Raw genomic sequence first — 17,962 nt, 5'->3', positions numbered from 1 at the left:
ACGCTCGACTCATTCCATCACCGCGCGAACAGCCGCCGGGCATGGCCCGGCGCTACCGTTACGGCGCCTCGCCCTCGGCCTTGCGCACGAACGCCTCGAACAGCGCCAGCGTCTGCTCGCTTACATGGTGCTCGATACCCTCGGCATCGCGCCGCGCGGTATCCGGGTCCACCCCCAGCGCCAGCAGGAAACGCTCCACGGTCTGATGACGCTGGCGGCTGGCATGCGCCAGCGCCTCGCCTTCCGGGGTCAGGAACACGCCGCGGTACGGCCGCTGCACCACCCAGCCATCACGGGCCAGCCGCCGCAGCATCTTCGCCACAGTGGGCTGGGCCACGCCCAGGCGGGTGGCGATGTCGACCTGGCGGGCCTCGCCGCCGTCGGCCAGCAGGTCCGAGATCAGCTCGACATAGTCCTCCACCAGCTCCATCCGGTGCGCCTCGCGCACTTGCCGGAAGCTCTCGACCTGGCGCTCGGCCTCGATCAAGGGGGTGCTTTTCAGCGATGTCGAATCGTCGGTCTTGCCCACGCCTGCGCCTGTCCTTCCGGTTGTTCCGGTGTTGAACCTGAATTCTGGACCAGTAACGCGATAAAGACGATTGTTTCACATTGCTAATGACTATAGCAGGAGCTATATTCGGAGCCATGAACACCCTGGCACCCCGCGACCCTTCGGCCTCCACTGCGGCCAGCCTGGGTGCGCTCAACGCCTCGGTGGCGGTGCCCGACAAGGGCCATTGGTGGTTCCGCCTGCTGGCCTTCCTCGGCCCGGGCTACATGATCTCGGTCGGCTACATGGACCCGGGCAACTGGGCCACCGACCTCGCCGGCGGTTCGCGCTTCGGCTACCTGCTGCTGTCGGTCATCCTCATTTCCAACCTGATGGCGGTGATCCTGCAGGCGCTGTCGGCGCGGCTCGGCATCGCCACCGGCATGGACCTGGCCCAGGCCTGCCGCGCGCGTTACCCCAAGCCGGTGAACCTGGCGCTGTGGGCGCTGTGCGAGGCGGCGATCATCGCCTGCGACCTGGCCGAAGTGATCGGCACCGCGATCGCGCTGAAGCTGCTGTTCGACCTGCCGTTGCTGTGGGGCGCGGTGATCACCGCCCTGGACACGCTGCTGGTGCTGCTGCTGATGAACCGCGGTTTCCGTGCGCTGGAAGCCTTCGTGATCGCATTGCTGATGGTGATCTTCGCCTGCTTCATGGTGCAGATCGCGCTGGCCGCACCGCCGGTGATGGAAGTGCTGGGCGGTTTCATTCCGCGCGCGCAGGTGGTAACTGATCCGCACGCGCTGTACATCGCCATCGGCATCATTGGTGCCACGGTGATGCCGCACAATCTCTATCTGCACTCGTCCATCGTGCAGACCCGTGCCTACCCGCGCACCGATGAAGGCCGACGCAGCGCGCTGCGCTGGGCAGTGACCGACAGCACCCTTGCACTGACCCTGGCACTGTTCATCAACGCCAGCATCCTGATCCTGGCGGCGGCGGTGTTCCATGCCAATGGCCGATTTGATGTGGAAGACATCGAGCAGGCGCACCAGCTGCTGGCGCCCATGCTGGGCGTGGGCGCCGCTGCGACGCTGTTTGCAATTGCGCTGCTGGCCTCGGGCCTGAATTCAACGGTGACCGCCACGCTGGCCGGCCAGATCGTGATGGAAGGCTTCCTGCACCTGCGTCTGCCGCCGTGGCTGCGGCGGCTGATCACGCGGGCGCTGGCGATCATTCCGGTGGTGGTGGTGATCATGCTGTTCGGCGACCAGGGCGCGGTAAAGCTGCTGGTGCTGAGCCAGGTGGTGCTGTCGATGCAGTTGCCGTTCGCGATCATCCCGCTGGTGCGGATCGTGACCGACAAGGTGACGATGGGCGCGCTGGTGGCCCCGCGCTGGCTGGGCAGCATCGCCTGGGTGATCGCGCTGGTGATCGTGGCGTTGAACGTGAAGCTGCTGGTGGATACCTTCAGCGGCCAGTAGATCCACGCCATGCGTGGATGCCTTTGTAGAGTCGAGCCATGCTCGACTCATTCCATCACCGCGCGAACAGCAGTCGAGCATGGCTCGACTCTACAGATGCAGCGCAATGGCGGCTTCAATCTGCTGCGGCGACTGGAACCCGGCCAGGCGGGTGCGTTCGTCGCCGTCACGGAACAGGGACAGCGTCGGCGTCTGCCGCAACCCCAGTCCCCTGAAGAACGCTTCACCCAGCACTTCCAGCTGCACGCGCAGCAGGGTGATGCCCTGCCCTGCACTGCTGGTCGCCACGCGGTGCAGCGACATCTCCAGCATCCGGCACCCTGGGCACTGGTCCTTGTGGAAATCCACCAGCACCCTCGGATGTTCGGCCAGCAGCTGCTGGAACTGCTCAGGCGTGGTGGCGTCGATGATCTGCATCGGTGTTGCTCCAGTAATGGGCCAGGACCGCGTCGGTCCAGGCCTCGATGGCCGCGGCATGGCGAACGCCATGCGGCATCTGTTCGATCTCCAGCGGCGGGTAGTCGCTGTGGAAGTAGCGGATCAGCCGGTGCACGGCGCCGCAGTAGTACTCCTGCCCCCACTGCGTCTCGCCGGTACCGAACACCGCCAGCTGCCGTGGCCGCTCGCCGCGCTCGGCGATGCCGGCCACCCAGGCTTTCATCTCCGACGGCGTGCGGCCGGCGTTGTCGGTCCAGCAGCCCAGCAACACCAGGTCGGCCTCATCGGCGGCCAGAGGCGGTGCCTGGCGCAGGTCGTCGGCCTCCTGCCAGTGCACCGCATGGCCCGCTGCGCGGCAACGCTCCGCAATCTGCCGAGCGAGCTCGCGGGTGTTGCCGCTCAACGAGGCGACCACCAGCAGGATGCTCAGCGCTTCGCTGGGCTCAGAGGTCGTCGAAGCCGTTGTCGACGTTGGTCTTCTTGTAACTTGCATTGCGCATCTCGAAGAAGTCGGTCTTGGTTTCGGTGAAGTTGTCGGCGTAGGCCTTGATCCACGGCATCACGTTGTCGGTGGTGTCGCTGTACAGGCGCTCGATGCCGAGCATGCCGGCCATCTTGTTGGCGCGGTACTTCATGTAGCGCACCATCTCGTCCACGTCGATGCCATCGATGCCGTCCAGCACCTCCGACGACCACTGCGTCTCCAGCTCGATCGCATGCTCGAACGATTGGTGCACGTAGGCGGTCAGCTCGTTGGTCTGCAGCTCAGGGTTCTCGCCGATGATGGCGCGGATCAGCTCGCTGATGAACTTGGTATGCGCCAGCTCGTCGCGGTTGATGAAGCTGATGATCTTGCCGGTGCCGTTCATGCGGTTCTGCCGCACCATGTTGTAGAAGTAGGCGAAACCGGAATAGAAGTTGATGCCTTCCAGGATCGAGGACTGGATCAGCGACTTCAGCAGGGTCTCGGCGGTCTTCTCGCGCATGAAGTCGTCATACGCGCCCATGATCGGTGCGTTGCGCTTGATGATGGTCGGATGGGTGCGGGCGATCTCGAAGATGCGGTTCTGGTTCGGCAGGTCGGTGATCGAGGCCAGCACGTAGCTGTAGCTCTCGTTGTGGATCACTTCCTGCTGGCCGATGATCGCTGCATTGGCATGCGCGGCGGGATCGGTGATGTACTCGGCCACGTTGTAGATGAAGCGGGTCTGCGGTGAGTCGAGCGTGGCCAGCAGGCCGATGATGGAGTCGTAGGCGTTCTTTTCGCGTGCGTTGAGCTCGCCGTACTGGCGGGCATCGAGCTTCATGTCGACCTCGTCGGGAATCCAGAAGTTGGTCGACAGCTCCTTGTAGGCCCGATAGAACGACGGGTACGGAATGTCGTTCCAGTTGAGGATGCCGCTGGTGCGGCCGTTGATGATGCCGGTGCTGCGGTTGGGATGGCGCGGTTCGAGGATCTTGATGCGGTCGAGGGGGGTTGCCATGGGTTCCTGCCTTCGTTCTCTTTCTATCGTGTTGCCGGCCAGCGGCCGGCACTACCATGGATCGCGGGGTTGCCTGCCAGCGGCCGGCACTACCGTAGATCGCGGGGTTGCCGGCCAGCGGCCGGCACTACCGTGGGTCGCCGGTGGTCAGCTGGAGCACCACTCGCATTCGCTGATGTCGATGTCGTTGGAGCGCACGTAGTAGGTGCTCTTCAGGCCTTCGCGCCAGGCACTCAGGTGCAGCTCCAGCAGCGTGCTGGCGCGGATCGTGCTGGGCACGTACAGGTTGAAGCTGATCGACTGGTCGACGTGGCGCTGGCGGCGCGCGTTCTGGCGCACGCTGGCGAACTGGTCGACCTTGTAGGCACCCTTCTCGTAGTACGGCCAGGTCTCCAGCGACAGGCCCGGTGCAGCCACCGGACGCCGGAAATCCTTCTTTTCCTCGTAGTAGAACGCGCTGTAGATCGGGTCGATCGATGCGGTGGAACCGGCAATCTGCGCGGTGCTCATGTTCGGCGCGACGGCCAGCAGCCAACCGTTGCGCAGGCCGTGCGTGGCGACCTCGCGGGCCAGGCTGTCCCAGGCCGCGCCGCTGTAGTCGCGATCGCTGAAGTAGCGGCCGTTGTGCCAGTCGCTGCCGGCGAACATCGGGTAGCTGCCCTTTTCCTTTGCCAGCTGCGCGCTGGCCTGGATGGTCAGGAAGTTGATGCGCTCGTAGAGGCGGTCGGCCAGCTCTTCGGCATCCGGCGATTCCCACTGGATCGCCTGCTGCGCCAGCAGGTGGTGCCAGCCGAACGTGCCCAGGCCGATGGCGCGGTACTTGCGGTTGGTGATGGTGGCCTGCGGCACCGGCAACGCGTTGAGGTCGATCACGTTGTCGAGCATGCGCACCTGGATCGGGATCAGGCGCTCCAGCACATCGGTGGCCAGCAGGTCATCCGGCGCACTGATCGCCCGGCCGAGGTTGATCGAGGAGAGGTTGCAGACCACGAAGTCACCGGCACGGCGTGTGGTGACGATCTGGTCGCCGCTGACGATCTCCTGGATCATCCGCGTCGGGCTCATGTTCTGCAGGATCTCGGTGCACAGGTTGCTGGAATAGATCATGCCCGCGTGCTTGTTCGGGTTCCGGCGGTTGACCTCGTCGCGGTAGAACAGGAACGGGTTGCCGGTCTCCAGCTGGCTGAGCATGATCCGCTTGAACAGATCGATGGCCTTCACCGTGCGGCGGCTGATGCGCTCATCGGCCACCAGCTCGGCGTAGCGGTCACGGAAGCTGCCCGAACCACGCTTCTCGTCGTAGAAGTCCTGCAGGTACCAGCCCTTGGCCTGCTTCACCTCGTGCGGGTCGAACAGGTACCAGTCGGCGCGACGCTCGACCGCTTCCATGAACAGGTCCGGCACGCACACCGAGGTGAACACATCGTGCGCGCGCAGACGCTGGTCCCCATTGTTGAGGCGCAGGTCCATGAAGGCTTCGATGTCGCGGTGCCAGATGTCCAGGTACACCGCCACCGCACCCTTACGCTGGCCGAGCTGATCAACAGACACCGCAGTGTTGTTGAGCTGCTTGATCCACGGCACCACGCCGCCGGAGGAATTGGCCACGCCACGGATCGGCGCGCCGCTGCTGCGCACATAGCCCAGATAGGCTCCAACACCACCGCCGTGCTTGGACACACGGGCGATATCGGTGTTGGAGTCATAGATGCCCTGCAGGCTGTCGTCCACCGTGTCGATGAAGCAGCTCGACAACTGCCCGCCCACCTTGCCGGCATTGGCCAGGGTCGGTGTGGCCACCGTCATGTACAGGTTGGACAGCGCCCAGTACGCCTCTCCGACCAGCTGCATGCGCCGCTCGCGCGGCTTTTCCTCCTGCATCAGGTACAGCGCGATGGTCAGCCAGCGCTCCTGCGGCAGTTCGTAGACCTCACGGCTGCGGTCGCTGGCCAGGTAGCGCGTGGCCAGCAGGTACAGGCCGTTGTACGCGAACAGGCGATCGCGTTCCGGATCGATCATCTCGCCGGCCTGCTGCAATTCTTCCTTCGAGTAGCAGCGCAGGATGTCGTTGCTGTAGATGCCGCGATCGGCCAGGCTTTCCTGCAGGCCCACGTAGGAGCCGTACTTCAGGCCGACGTCGTAGAAGCGGTTGCGGCTGGCGCGCTTGTACAGGCGACGCAGGTAGATGCGCGCGGCAAACTGTTCCCACTCCGGCGCGACCAGGTCCACGCGCGATTCGGCCTCGCGGATCAGCAGATCGACCAGGTCATCGGCGCTGATGCTCGGTTTGCGTTCGACCATCGCCTGCACTACGCGGCGGTAGTCGCTCACATCCAGCTGCGGGAACTCGGCATGCACGGCGTCGATGCTGCGCTGCAGGCGCTCGGCCTCGAACGGCAGGCGACGGTTGCCGGCCTCCTTGGTGATCCAGGTCGGCACGCGCTCGCCACCGGCGCGCAAGGCGTCGCCAGCGCCGGCCAGATCGGCCACGCGGAAGGTACTGTCGGTCATGGTGGTGAAACTCCAGGCTCGCACGCGCGTCGGCGGTCGATGCCATGGCGGCCCTGCACGCGATACCGGCGCACGGGGCGGTCGGGGTGGGATGCCAAAGCGCGGGAACACCAGATCGTCGGCAACAGCCTGCGCCTGCGGCCGGTATCCGGGCCGTGGGGGCGATCTGGGTCCGCACGATGGCGGCCGCGTCGACACGGCAAGCCTTCAGGGGCGGGCCGCGGGACGTTTGCTGCATGTCCGGCGGCGGCGGCTGACCGGGAGTGACGGCCACAACATAGTGGGGATACTCGGAGCCGTCAACACAAGATGCGGTAATCAGCACATGTCGCGACGATCAGTCGCAGGATGCCGTGTTGCACCGGCGGCGCCTTGTCGACATCCCCTGCGTCCCCAGTTCGGTACAACATCAACTTTCCCCGGAACACCGCCCATGCGCGCTGCCCAGTACCCCTCCTTCGGCGACCCGGCCGACGTCCTCGCCATTGCCGATGCCGCCCTGCCCGAGCCCGGCCCCGGCGAAGTGCGCATCCGCACCGTGCTGGCCTCGATCCACAACCACGACCTGCTGACCGTGCGCGGCCTGTATGGCTACAAGCCAACGCTGCCGGCGATCGGGGGCAGTGAAGCACTGGGCGTGGTCGATGCACTCGGCGACGGCGTCGACGGCCTGCAGATCGGCCAGCGGGTTGCCGCCGCCTCGGTGCACGGCACCTGGGCCGAGGCCTTCATCGCCCCGGCACGCATGGTGATTCCGATGCCGGAGGCGATCCCCGACGAAATGGCCGCACAGCTGATCGCGATGCCGCTGAGCGCGCTGATGCTGCTGGAGTTCCTGCACGTCGAGACGGGCCAGTGGATCGTGCAGAACACCGCCAACGGCGCGGTGGGCAAGTCGCTGGCGATGCTGGCGCGGGCGCGTGGCGTGCATGTGGCCAACCTGGTGCGCAATGCGGATGCCGTCGCACAGCTGCAGGCGCTGGGCATCGATAATGTGTTCGACACCTCGGTGGACGGCTGGAAGGATCGCGTTCGTGAAGCGACCGGCGAAGCGCAGGCCGCGGCCGCGGTGGATTCCATTGGCGGCGACGCCAGCGGCGATCTGGTCGACCTGCTTGGCCACCACGGCACCCTGGTGTCGTTCGGTGTGATGAGCGGCGAACCCATGCGCATTCCCGCCGGCGGCCTGATCTACAAGGAAGCCACGGTGAAGGGCTTCTGGGGCAGCAAGGTCAGCCAGGCGATGGCAGTGGAGGACAAGCGCCGGCTGGTTGGCGAGCTGCTGAAGCGTGCGGCGAGCGGCGAACTGACCCTGCCGGTGGAGCAGGTCTTCGCGCTGGACGACATCGCCCAGGCAGCAAAGGCCGGTGCGGGTTCGGGCCGCAACGGCAAGGTGCTGCTGCGGCCGTGATGGCCGGACAACCGGGGTCGGATCCCTTTCCGTTGGAACGGGATCTGACCCGCAGGAGGAGTGCGGACCAACGGTCCGCACCCACCGAAGGACAGATCGCGCCGCCGAGAGCGTCTACTTTCGTTAAGAACCTGTGATGTATAACTGAATGCGCTTTCGTCATTGGAAGGCGCACGTGGCTGCGTGCGGTACTGACGGCTCCTCCCCCGTTTGGCGTTGTCGCTTCCATGTACCGCACCACCCTGAACCTGCTTGCCGGCGCGATCGCGCTGGGCCTCACCGCCGGCGCTGCCGGCGCCGCTGAAACCGCCGATTCCGGCAAGGACAGCACCACCCTCGGCACTGTGCTGGTGACCGGCTCCAACATCAAGCGCAGCGATACCGCCGGGCCCAACCCGGTGCAGATCGTCAGCCGCGAACAGATCGAACAGACCGGTCGTTCCACCCTCACCGACGTGCTGCGCAACCTGTCGGCCAATGCCGGCAACAGCTTCGACGAGCAGTACACCGGCAGCTTCGCCGCCGGTTCTGCATCGATCGGCCTGCGTGGCCTGTCACCGAAGAACACGCTGGTGCTGGTCAACGGCTATCGGGTGTCCAACTTCGGCTTCGCGCTCAACACCCAGGACACCTTCGTTGACCTCAACGCGCTGCCGATCAGTGCGGTCGAGCGCATCGAAGTGCTGAAGGATGGCGCCTCGGCGGTGTACGGCTCCGACGCCATCGCCGGCGTCATCAACATCATCCTGCGCAAGAACTTCCAGGGCGTGGAAGTCGGCGGCGGCTTCGGTACCGCCACCCAGGGCGGCCTGAACGAACGCAAGGCCAACCTGCTGGCCGGCTTCGGTGATCTGGAACAGCAGGGCTGGAACGTGCTGTTCGGGCTGGATCTGCTCAAGCGCGACCGCCTCGATGGCGATGACCGTGCCTATACCCGCAGCGGCGATTTCCGCGACAAGCCCGGTGGTCGCCTGGCCGGGTGGTCCACTGCCGGTGGCAACTGGCTGAGCAACCCGCGTGCGCCGCAACCGTTCGCCAACTGCCCCGACGGCAGCCAGCTGCGCCCGTACAGCGACTTCGGCAGCACCCTGCCCGGCCAGGCCTGCGCCTTCAATGCGCAGCCGTTCAAGACCCTGCAGCCCGGCGCCGAGCGCCTGCAGGCGTCGCTGAGTGCGACCTACCGCTTCAATGACAGCGTCGAGGCCTTCGCCGATGTGCTGTACAGCCACAACAAGGCCGACCAGATCTTCAGCGCGCCACTGACCGTCGGGCCGGGCCTGCGTGCCTACAACCCGGCCACCGGCACCCTGATCGATGTGCCGGCGGTGCTGCCGGTCGGCCACCCGAACAACCCGGGCAGCACGCCGCTGCCGTTCGAGTACACCTTCTTCGATCTCGGCCCGCGCCTGAAGGACAACACCCAGGTGTTCTACCGTGCCCTGGCCGGCGTGCGCGGCAGTGGCGAGCGCTGGGACTGGGAAGTGGCAGCGCTGACCTCGCAGAGTGCACAGCGCGAGTACGTCGACAACTTCGTCAACCGCTACGCCTTCGAGCAGATCCTGCGCGATGGCAGCTACAACTTCCTCAACCCGTCCAGCACGCCGGGGGCGCTGGATGCACTGCGCCTGCAGACCAAGCGTCCGGGCTGGTACAAGCTGCACGCGTTGAACGTAAAGGCGTCGACCACGCTGTGGGAGCTGCCGGCCGGTGCAGTCGGCTTCGCCTGGGGCGCCGAGTTCCGCAAGGAATCATTGGATGCGCGCACCAGCGCACAGGTGCTGTCGGGTACCGAGCTGCGCCCGGCCATCAACGTGGTCAACGGCGAGCGCCAGGTCAGTGCCGCCTACGCAGAACTGAGCGTGCCGCTGCACCGCACGCTGGAACTGCAGCTGGCCGGTCGCGGCGACCGCTACGACGACTTCGGCAAGGCGTTCTCGCCGAAGGTGGCATTGCGCTGGCAGCCGCTGGACAGCCTGCTGCTGCGCGGCTCGTTCTCGCGCGGCTTCCGTGCACCGTCGCTGCCCGAAATCGCGCCGGGCCAGACCGTCAGCTACGGCTCGGTGATCGATCCGTTCGACCCACTGCAACCGGGCGGCAGCCGCGGCGTGACCAACATCCGCACCGGCAACCCTGACCTGAAGGCCGAGCGCTCGCGTAACTTCAACGTGGGTGCGGTGTGGTCGCCGGATGGCGATACCAGCATCGGCCTGGACTGGTACCGCATCGAACAGGACAACCTGGTCAAGCCTGACAGTGCGCAGTTCATCGTCGACAACCCGACCCTGTTCCCGGGCCGCGTACAACGCGAGAACGGACGCATCCAATTCATCACCAACCAGTACGCCAACCAGGGCGAACTGACCACCTCGGGGCTGGACCTGGACGCCAGCCGTACCTTCCGCACCGACGGTTGGGGCAACTTCACCGTCGCCGGCAGCTGGACCCACCTGCTCAGCTTCAAGCAGCCGCTGGTGGCCGGCCAGGCGCCCTATGACGGGGCCGGCAACAACCGCCACGGCGCACTGCCGCGCACCCGCGGCACCACCTCGCTGAACTGGGCGGTGGGCGACTGGAGCAGCACGCTGAGCCTGCAGTACGTGAGTGGCTACGACCAGCGTGTGGCGACGGTCACCAGCAACCCGGGGCTGCGTGACCGCATCAAGCCGTATCACCAGCTGGATCTTTACGTGGCCTACGAAGGTATTCCCAACACCACGCTGTCGCTGTCGGTGCTGAACCTGACCGACAAGGACCCGCCGTTCGACCCGGCCGGTGGCTCCAACGGTTTCGACATCAGCCAGTACAACCTGCGCGGGCAGTTCGTCTCGCTGGGGGCGCGCTACCGGTTCTGATGCGATATCGGGGCGGCGGTGATGCGCCGCCCCGTTCGCGTTGCCGGCCAGCGGCCGGCACTACCATCAACGTGCATCAGCGGCTCAGGTGCAGGAACTGCAGGTGCCGTTCGTACTGGCTGATGATGTCGTTGATGATCTGCTTGCGGCTGTAGCCGACCAGGTCGTAGTCCTGGCTGCCTTCGAACAGGTGCACTTCAGCGCGGTAGTAGCGCTGGTTGCGCAGCTGCTGCGCGGCGAACGACGGGGTCAGGTAGCCACTCAGGATCACCCGGTACAGGAAGTCCTGCTGCTCGCCGTGGTTCACCGTCAACTCCATGTCGCCGGCCTCGAACCGCGTGGCCACATCCCAGCCCTGCCCGCGCAGCTGCTCGGCCACCGCCTCCATCGCTGGCTTCACGGTGTCGTCCATGAAGCGGTAGACCTGGTCGCGCACCGGGAAGTGCATGGCCTGGCTCAGGCGCTGGCGCCAGCCCTGGTGGTGGCGGTCGTCACCGATCAGCGGCGAGGGACGGTACTGCAGCGCGCGCTTGCGGTGCGATTCGTCACTGAAGGCGCGGGTCAGGCCCCACATCATCAGCAACAACACCGCCGAGAACGGCAGCGACGCCAGCACCACCGCCGATTTCAGCGCATCGATGCTGCCGGCCAGCAGCAACCCGGCGGTCAGCACCGCGATCACCGTGCCCCAGAACACGCGCAGCCAACGCGGACCATCATCCTCCGGCGCCCCGCCATGCGAGGACAACGTGGACAGCACCACCGCGCCGGAGTCGGCCGATGTCACGAAGAAAATGAAACTGACGAACACCGTCACGGCGATCACCGCCTTGCTCCACGGATACCCATCCAGCAGGGCATACAGCACGGTGGGTGGATCATCCACCGCCAGTTGCGCCAGTTGCTGCTGGCCATGGTGCAGCACCTGGTCCAGTGCACTGTTGCCGAAGATCGACAGCCACGCCAGGGTGAAGCCGAGCGGGATCAGCAGCACGCCGAACACGAATTCGCGGATGGTGCGGCCACGCGAGATGCGGGCGATGAACAGGCCGACGAACGGCGCCCAGCCGATCCACCAGGCCCAGTAGAACACCGTCCAGCCGCCCAGCCATTCCGGTCGGCCGCCATAGGCGTACACATCGAAACTCTTGCCGACCACGCTGCCGAGGTAGTCGCCCAGGTTCTGCATCAGCGTGCTGAGCAGATACTGGGTGGGCCCGGCGCACAGCATGAACAGCACCAGCGCGATCGCCAGCAGCATGTTGATGTTGGCCATCCAGCGCACGCCCTTCTCCACGCCTGAAACGGCCACGGCCACCGCCGCGCCCATCATGCTGACCACCAGGATGATCTGCACCAGGTTGGAGTGCGGGATGTTGAACAGGTGCGACAGGCCGGCGTTGAGGTGCAGCACGCCGAAGCCCATGTCGGCGCCGATGCCGAACACGGTGGCGACAATGCCCAGCGCGTCCACGGTGTAGCCGATCGGGCCATTGATGCGCTTGCCGATCAGCGGGTACAGCGCCGAACGCAGGGCCAGCGGCAGATTGTGGCGGTAGGCGAAGTAGGCCATCGCCATCGCAGCGAGTGCAAACACGCCCCAACCGTGCAGGCCCCAGTGCAGGAACAGCAGCTGCATGGCCTGGCGCGCGCCGGCCTCACCGGCCGCCGGATCGCCCTGTGGCGGCTGCAGGTAATGGGTCAGCGGTTCGGAGACGCAGAAGAAGAACAGGGTGATGCTGATGCCGGCGGCGAACAGCATGCCGGCCCAGGAGAGATAGCTGAACTCCGGCTCGTCATGGTCGGCACCGAGCTTGATTCCACCGTACTTGGACAGCGCCACGCCGACCACGAACACCAGGTAGAGGGTCATCGCCAGCAGGTAGTACCAGCCGACATTGAGTGCGGCCCAGTCCTGCGCCTTGACCAGAAGGCGGCCCGCACCGAGCGGGAACAGGCTGACAAACAGCGCGAACGCCACGACAACGATCGCCGCGAAGGCGAACACAGGTCGAAGAGTGCGCACCGGGGATTGTTGCGGCTCCAGTACTTCCATGGGGCGGCGTTCTCCGGTAGATCAAAGGGTTAGCCGATCGATTCTGGCTGAACCGCAGTGGACAGAGCATGAAGTTGCGGCCTGCGGTCACAGGCCCGGCCCACCATTCCGTGTTATCACGCGCGCGCCGAAGCGTGCCTGCGAGCGCAGCCGCGCGCGGACCGCGTGCATCGCGGCCACGCGCGTACTGGCCAATCACGACATTACGTGCACCGCGCACAGCTTGTTGCCATCCGGGTCGCGCAGGTAGGCCAGGAACAGCTGGCGCCCGGCCATGGTGCGGATGCCGGCCGGGTCTTCGATGGCGGTGCCACCATGGGCCACGCCCGCATCCTGCCAGCCACGCACCGCCTCGGCGCTGTCGAGGGTGAAACCAATCGTGCCGCCGTTGGCATGGCACGCCGGCTGCCCATCGATCGGTGCGGTGACGATGAACATGCGGCCGTCCTTGAAGTACACCAGCCGCCCCTTGTCATCGAAGACACCGGGACGGGCGCCCAATGCGGTGAACAGGGCATCGTAGAAGCGATGCGCGACGTCCATGTCGTTGGTTCCAACGGTGATGTGGCTGAACATGCGGGCACTCCCTGCGGAAAGACCGCAGTGTCGGCGAGCCCGGCGGTCATCGCAAACGCCCTGGCCGTTGCCCCCCCTGCACAGGGTTTGTCGTACACCTCCCGATCACACTATAATGGGAATCATTCTCATTAACGATCGATGCCGATGGCCGTGCCCGCCGCCTCCAGCACCGCGCTGGCGGGGTTCTACCGCGAACACCATGGCTGGCTGCTGAGCTGGCTGCGCCGCCGCACCCGCAACGCCGACTGCGCCGCCGACCTGACCCAGGACACCTTCGTGCGCCTGCTCAGCCGTCGTGTCGATCCGTCCGAACTGCGCCTGCCGCGTGCCTATCTCAGCACCATCGCGCACGCGCTGCTGGTCAATCACTGGCAGCGCGCGGATCTGGAGCGCGCCTACCTGACGGCCTTGGCCGCCCAACCGGAGCCGGTGCATCCATCGGCGGAAGAACGCACGCAGGCACTGCAACTGCTGCACGCCATCGCCGACATGCTGGCCGGCCTGGCCGAACGCCCGCGGCGTGCGTTCCTGCTGGCCCGGCTGTCCGGCCTGGGCTATGCGGAAATCGGCCAACAGCTGGGCGTATCCGAGCGCATGGTCAAGAAATACATGGCGCAGGCGATGCTGCATTGCCTGCGCCTGTCCGGCGATGCCACGGCATGAATGCCGCACTGGCCAGCCCGGCGCTGGAGCAGGCGGCAGAGTGGTTCGCGCTGCGCGAGCAGGGCTGGAGTGACAGCGACCAGCAGCGATGGCACGCATGGCTGCATGCCGATGCTGGCCATGCCGATGCGTGGCGCCGGGTCGAGACGGTCTGGCAGTCCTTTGCTCCACTGTCGGCGCCGGCCGCCGCCACCGCGCTGGATGCCGCAGGCCGTCGTCGCCGGCAGGCTCTGTGCAGCCTCGGTGGTGCACTTGGCATCGGCGCGGTTTCACTGCTGGGCCGGCATGGCCTGCAGGCGCAACGCGGCCTGCAGACGCAGCGCACCGTTGCCGGGCACACCGGGCACTGGAGACTGATTGATGGCAGCCAGTTGTGGCTCAACGCCGACAGCGAAGTCACCATCGACATCGGCGGCGGCCGCCGCGCCCTGCATCTGCTGCGTGGCGAGCTGCTGCTGCAGACCGGCCATCACCCTGCGTTCGCCGGCCAGCCGTTGACCGTGCATGTGCCGGGAGCACGCCTGCAGCCGATCGGCACCCGCTTCGCGGTCGGTCGTGAGGCGCAGGGCAGCCGCCTGGATGTGCTCGAGGGCGTGGTGCGCTGCCTGCCGATGTTCGGTGTGGCGCTGGATGTGGCTGCCGGAGGCGCGGTGCGGATCGGCCCGATGGGCGGGCTCACAACGGTCGCTGCCGATCCTCTGCGCGGTGACTGGCAGGACGGACGCCTGCAGGTACAGGACACGCCTTTGGTCCGCGTCATCGATGAGCTGGCCCGCCACCATCAGGGCTATCTGGGTTGTGATCCGGCGCTCGCCGCATTGAAGGTCACGGCAGTACTGCCACGCCTGGACAGCACCCAGGCGCTGCATCTGCTGGCCCGCGCCCTGCCGATCCGTGTCGAGCAGCGCTGGCCGTGGTGGACCGTCGTGCGTCCGCTTTGAAATCGCGGTTCCCTTTCTGCGCGCTCACCGGGCACTACAAGGGAACCCATTGCGGATGTTGCCGCCCCCATGAAACTGCCCTGCCCCTCCCCTCGCCCCCTGGCCATCGCCTTGTGCATGGCCCTGGCGACCCCCTGCCTGCTGCCTGCCTCGGTCCATGCACAGGAGACCGCCGCTGCGGTCCGCTGGCAGATTGCGCCCGGCCCGCTCGACCAGGCCCTGACCGCGTTCGGCCAGCAGTCGGGCCTGTCGATCGCTGCCGATGCGCGCCTGACCCGCGGCCGCCACAGCAGCGGCGTGCAGGCCACGCTCGGTACTGACGCCGCATTGGCGCAGCTGCTGGCCGGCACCGGCCTGGCCTTCCAGCGTGATGCCAGCGGTGTGGTGCTGCAGGCGGCACCCACCGCTGAAGCCGGGGTACGCCAGATCGGCACCCTGCGCGTGGCTGGCCAGGCCGGCGAAGGCGCTTCACCGTGGGGCCTCGCCGATGCCGATGCGGTCTACCGTGACAGCGGCTCCCGCGTGCACCTGGACCATCAGCAACTGGAACGCTTCCGCGGCCAGTCGATCGGCGACGTGCTGGCCGGTGCGGTGGGCGTGCACACCGCTGACGTTCGCAACGGCGGTGCGCTGGACGTCAACATCCGCGGCCTGCAGGGCCAGAACCGGGTGCCGGTGATCATCGACGGCGGCCAGCAGGCCATCGACGTGTACCGCGGCTATGCCGGCGTGCAGCAGCGCAGCTATCTCGATCCCGATCTGATCAGTGCGGTCAGCATTGAAAAGGGACCAAGCCTGGCCGCCAACGCCGCCAGCGCGATCGGCGGCGTGGTCTACATGGAAACGTTGAACGTCGATGACATCCTCGATGATGGCCAGACCTGGGGCCTGCGCATGCGCGGCGGCGTGGCCGACAACAGCATCGACCGCACCCGCACCTTCAAGCAGATCGCGCGCGGCAGCGAAAACCGCAACAGCCTGCGCGACCCGCGCGACTGGAATGGCAGCGTGGCCTTCGCCCAGCGTGGCGAAGACTGGCAGCTGGTCGCGGCCTATGCGCGGCGCCGCCAGGGCAACTTCTTCGCCGGCAGCAACGGTGCGCATCGCTACGACAACCAGCACCTGTCCAGCGGCGGTACCGGCATGTCCAGCCAGGCCGTATCCAAGCTCTTCCATCCGGGCGATGAGGTGCTCAACACGCATACCGACAACGAATCGGCATTGCTGAAATTCACCTGGACGCCCAACCCGGACCAGCGGTTGGAGCTGAGCCACCGCTACTTCAACTCCAGCTTCGGCGAGATCATGCCGTCGGCGATCGGACGCGTGGGTGAGTCCAATGAATGGGTGACCTACGTGGACAAGGCCAACACCATGTTCCAGTTCGAGCCGGGAAAAATGCGGGTCAACGCCACCTCGCTGCGCCACCGCTACCGGCCCGAGGCACATCCGTGGCTGGACCTGAGCAGCACGCTGTGGTTTACCACCGCCACCAGCCGCATGTTCAACAGCAACATCGCCAACACGCCGCTGTTCAAGGACGTGCCCAACGACCAGATGCCGGACACGCTGGGCGAAACCTACGGCCCGGGACTGCAGTCGGACGTGAAGACCCAGCGCTGGGGCGTGGACAGCAGCAACACCACGCGCTTCAGCAATGCTCTGGGCGACTGGACGCTGCGCTATGGCGCCTCCTTCCAGCACGAGGACACCGCGCCCAACTCACCGGTGCTGCCGGTGGATTTCAACAACAACCGCTACCTGCGCTCGGGCACGCGCCGCGAGGCCAGCGTCGTCGCCTCGCTGCAATGGCAGCCGTGGGACTGGCTGTCGCTGACCGCGGGCGGCCGCTTCACCGACTACCGCACCCGCGACCGCAACCGCGTGGCCTTCGTCAGTGAATCGCGCGACCTGCGCTACACCTTCGCGCGCCTGAGCAAGGGCGGCCAGCTGCTGCCCGGCTGGTACAAGGAGTGGTACCCGGATGCCCAGGGCAATTACACCTATGACTCGCTGCGCGCTACGCCCTATGGCGACAGCACGCTGGGCCAGGCCTACGATTTCGACGGCTTCATTCCCGATCCGCGCGGCGCCAACGGCTTCTATACCAAGCAGATTCCCACTGCCTGGGGCTACAAGCCGGCGATCCGGCGCTCCGGCCACGGCTTCGCGCCCTATGCCGAAGCACGCTTCAACCTCGACGAGGACATGTTCTTCTACGTGAAGTACGCGCAGGGCTGGAAGATGCCCAGCCTGTTCGAGTCGACGCTGGGCAACAGCACCTCGGCGCCGGTGGCTGACCTGAAGCCGGAGAAGAACCGCGCCTGGGACATCGGCTTCAGCCTGCTCAAGCAGGACCTGTGGCGCAACGGTGACCGCCTGGCGTTCAAGGTGGCGTGGTTCAAGAACGATATCGACAATGCCATTACCCGCCGCTTCGATTCCAGCAACTGGGCGTTCTACGTCGACAACGTCGACAACTACACCGTGTCCGGTTACGAGCTGCAGTCCGGTTATGACGCCGGCATCGCCTACCTCGACCTGTCGGCCAGCTACTACCAGCGCGCGCGTACCTGCGATGCGGCCACCGCCAAGCGCCTGCGCGAAGACCCCTATGCGAAGTGGAGCAAGCTGGACACCACTCCGGACTGCGTGGACGGCGGCTTCGGCACCTCGTTCGTCAACGCGCAGAACCCACCGAAGTACTCGATTCACAGCACGCTGGGCTTCCGCCTGTTCGACAAGCGACTGGATACCGGCATCCGCCGCACCTACAACAGCGGCCCCACCCACGAACTGGACAAGCCCTGGAACACCACCGGCTCGACCGGCCTGCAGAACATCTACCTGCCGACCGCGATCTATGACTTCTATGCGCGCTGGCAGTTCACGCCGCGCAGCGAAGTGGAGCTGGTGGTCAGCAACCTGCGCAACACCTACTACATGGACACGCTGGCGATGAGCCTGATGCCGGGCCCGGGGCGCACCACGCGGCTGAACTTCACCGCACGCTTCTGAGTGCTTCAGAAACAGCAACGCCCCGGGGAGAT

13 protein-coding genes are annotated in these 17,962 nt (G+C 66.1%); 6 read left to right on the top strand and 7 right to left on the bottom strand.

The window, feature by feature from the left end; genetic code table 11:
* Positions 1 to 58: 58 nt before the first annotated feature.
* A complete protein-coding gene (mntR, locus tag ABE423_RS06890; RefSeq protein ID WP_006372477.1) occupies positions 59 to 529 on the bottom strand; it encodes a manganese-binding transcriptional regulator MntR in 471 nt (156 codons plus the stop codon).
* Positions 530 to 645: 116 nt separating this feature from the next.
* Between mntR and ABE423_RS06885 the strand changes: the two genes are divergently transcribed.
* A complete protein-coding gene (locus ABE423_RS06885) occupies positions 646 to 1,977 on the top strand; it encodes an Nramp family divalent metal transporter (RefSeq protein ID WP_125894403.1) in 1,332 nt (443 codons plus the stop codon).
* Between the two features lie 90 nt (positions 1,978 to 2,067).
* Here ABE423_RS06885 and ABE423_RS06880 read toward each other — a convergent pair whose 3' ends face one another.
* The 4 genes from ABE423_RS06880 to ABE423_RS06865 form a co-directional block, all read right to left on the bottom strand.
* Positions 2,068 to 2,394 carry a thioredoxin family protein gene (locus tag ABE423_RS06880; RefSeq protein ID WP_032130003.1) on the bottom strand — a complete coding sequence of 109 codons (327 nt, stop codon included), beginning with the start codon at positions 2,392 to 2,394 and terminating at the stop codon, positions 2,068 to 2,070.
* The gene (locus ABE423_RS06875; RefSeq protein ID WP_253143734.1) at positions 2,366 to 2,845 is read right to left on the bottom strand and encodes a flavodoxin; all 480 of its coding nucleotides are present in this window, start codon (positions 2,843 to 2,845) and stop codon (positions 2,366 to 2,368) included. The genes ABE423_RS06880 and ABE423_RS06875 overlap by 29 nt, the downstream gene beginning before the upstream one ends.
* 13 nt (positions 2,846 to 2,858) lie before the next feature.
* Positions 2,859 to 3,899 carry a ribonucleotide-diphosphate reductase subunit beta gene (locus tag ABE423_RS06870; protein WP_346485509.1) on the bottom strand — a complete coding sequence of 347 codons (1,041 nt, stop codon included), beginning with the start codon at positions 3,897 to 3,899 and terminating at the stop codon, positions 2,859 to 2,861.
* 147 nt (positions 3,900 to 4,046) lie between these two features.
* Positions 4,047 to 6,410, bottom strand: coding sequence for a ribonucleoside-diphosphate reductase subunit alpha (locus ABE423_RS06865; RefSeq protein ID WP_253143729.1), 2,364 nt, complete (start codon positions 6,408 to 6,410; stop codon positions 4,047 to 4,049).
* Between the two features lie 433 nt (positions 6,411 to 6,843).
* On the opposite strand from ABE423_RS06865, the gene ABE423_RS06860 reads away from it, so the two are divergent.
* Both ABE423_RS06860 and ABE423_RS06855 read left to right on the top strand, forming a co-directional pair.
* Positions 6,844 to 7,821 carry a zinc-binding dehydrogenase gene (locus ABE423_RS06860; protein ID WP_346485507.1) on the top strand — a complete coding sequence of 326 codons (978 nt, stop codon included), beginning with the start codon at positions 6,844 to 6,846 and terminating at the stop codon, positions 7,819 to 7,821.
* Positions 7,822 to 8,048: 227 nt separating this feature from the next.
* Entirely contained in the window at positions 8,049 to 10,673 is a 2,625-nt protein-coding gene (locus tag ABE423_RS06855) for a TonB-dependent receptor (RefSeq protein WP_125894395.1), read from the top strand.
* Between the two features lie 76 nt (positions 10,674 to 10,749).
* Here the strand turns inward: ABE423_RS06855 and betT are convergent, their stop codons facing one another.
* Both betT and ABE423_RS06845 read right to left on the bottom strand, forming a co-directional pair.
* On the bottom strand, positions 10,750 to 12,729 hold the full coding sequence (gene betT / locus ABE423_RS06850; protein ID WP_049400600.1) for a choline BCCT transporter BetT: 1,980 nt from the start codon (positions 12,727 to 12,729) through the stop codon (positions 10,750 to 10,752).
* Between the two features lie 195 nt (positions 12,730 to 12,924).
* The gene (locus ABE423_RS06845; RefSeq protein ID WP_106468284.1) at positions 12,925 to 13,305 is read right to left on the bottom strand and encodes a VOC family protein; all 381 of its coding nucleotides are present in this window, start codon (positions 13,303 to 13,305) and stop codon (positions 12,925 to 12,927) included.
* A gap of 147 nt (positions 13,306 to 13,452) precedes the next feature.
* Between ABE423_RS06845 and ABE423_RS06840 the strand changes: the two genes are divergently transcribed.
* The 3 genes from ABE423_RS06840 (at position 13,453) to ABE423_RS06830 (ending at position 17,930) form a co-directional block, all read left to right on the top strand.
* Positions 13,453 to 13,971 (top strand): sigma-70 family RNA polymerase sigma factor, encoded by a 519-nt coding sequence (locus ABE423_RS06840; RefSeq protein WP_346485504.1) that lies wholly within the window; start codon positions 13,453 to 13,455, stop codon positions 13,969 to 13,971.
* Positions 13,968 to 14,912, top strand: a complete 945-nt coding sequence (locus tag ABE423_RS06835; RefSeq protein ID WP_180837634.1) for a FecR domain-containing protein — start codon at positions 13,968 to 13,970, stop codon at positions 14,910 to 14,912. Before ABE423_RS06840 ends, ABE423_RS06835 begins: the two co-directional genes overlap by 4 nt.
* A gap of 69 nt (positions 14,913 to 14,981) precedes the next feature.
* Positions 14,982 to 17,930: a TonB-dependent receptor gene (locus tag ABE423_RS06830; RefSeq protein WP_346485502.1), complete on the top strand. Its 2,949-nt coding sequence runs from the start codon at positions 14,982 to 14,984 to the stop codon at positions 17,928 to 17,930.
* Positions 17,931 to 17,962 lie beyond the last annotated feature (32 nt).

Origin of the sequence: Stenotrophomonas sp. TWI1409 (assembly GCF_039673015.1) — a bacterium.
GTDB classification, from domain to species: Bacteria; Pseudomonadota; Gammaproteobacteria; order Xanthomonadales; family Xanthomonadaceae; genus Stenotrophomonas; species Stenotrophomonas maltophilia_A.
This window is presented reverse-complemented; position numbering and strand designations above follow the sequence as displayed.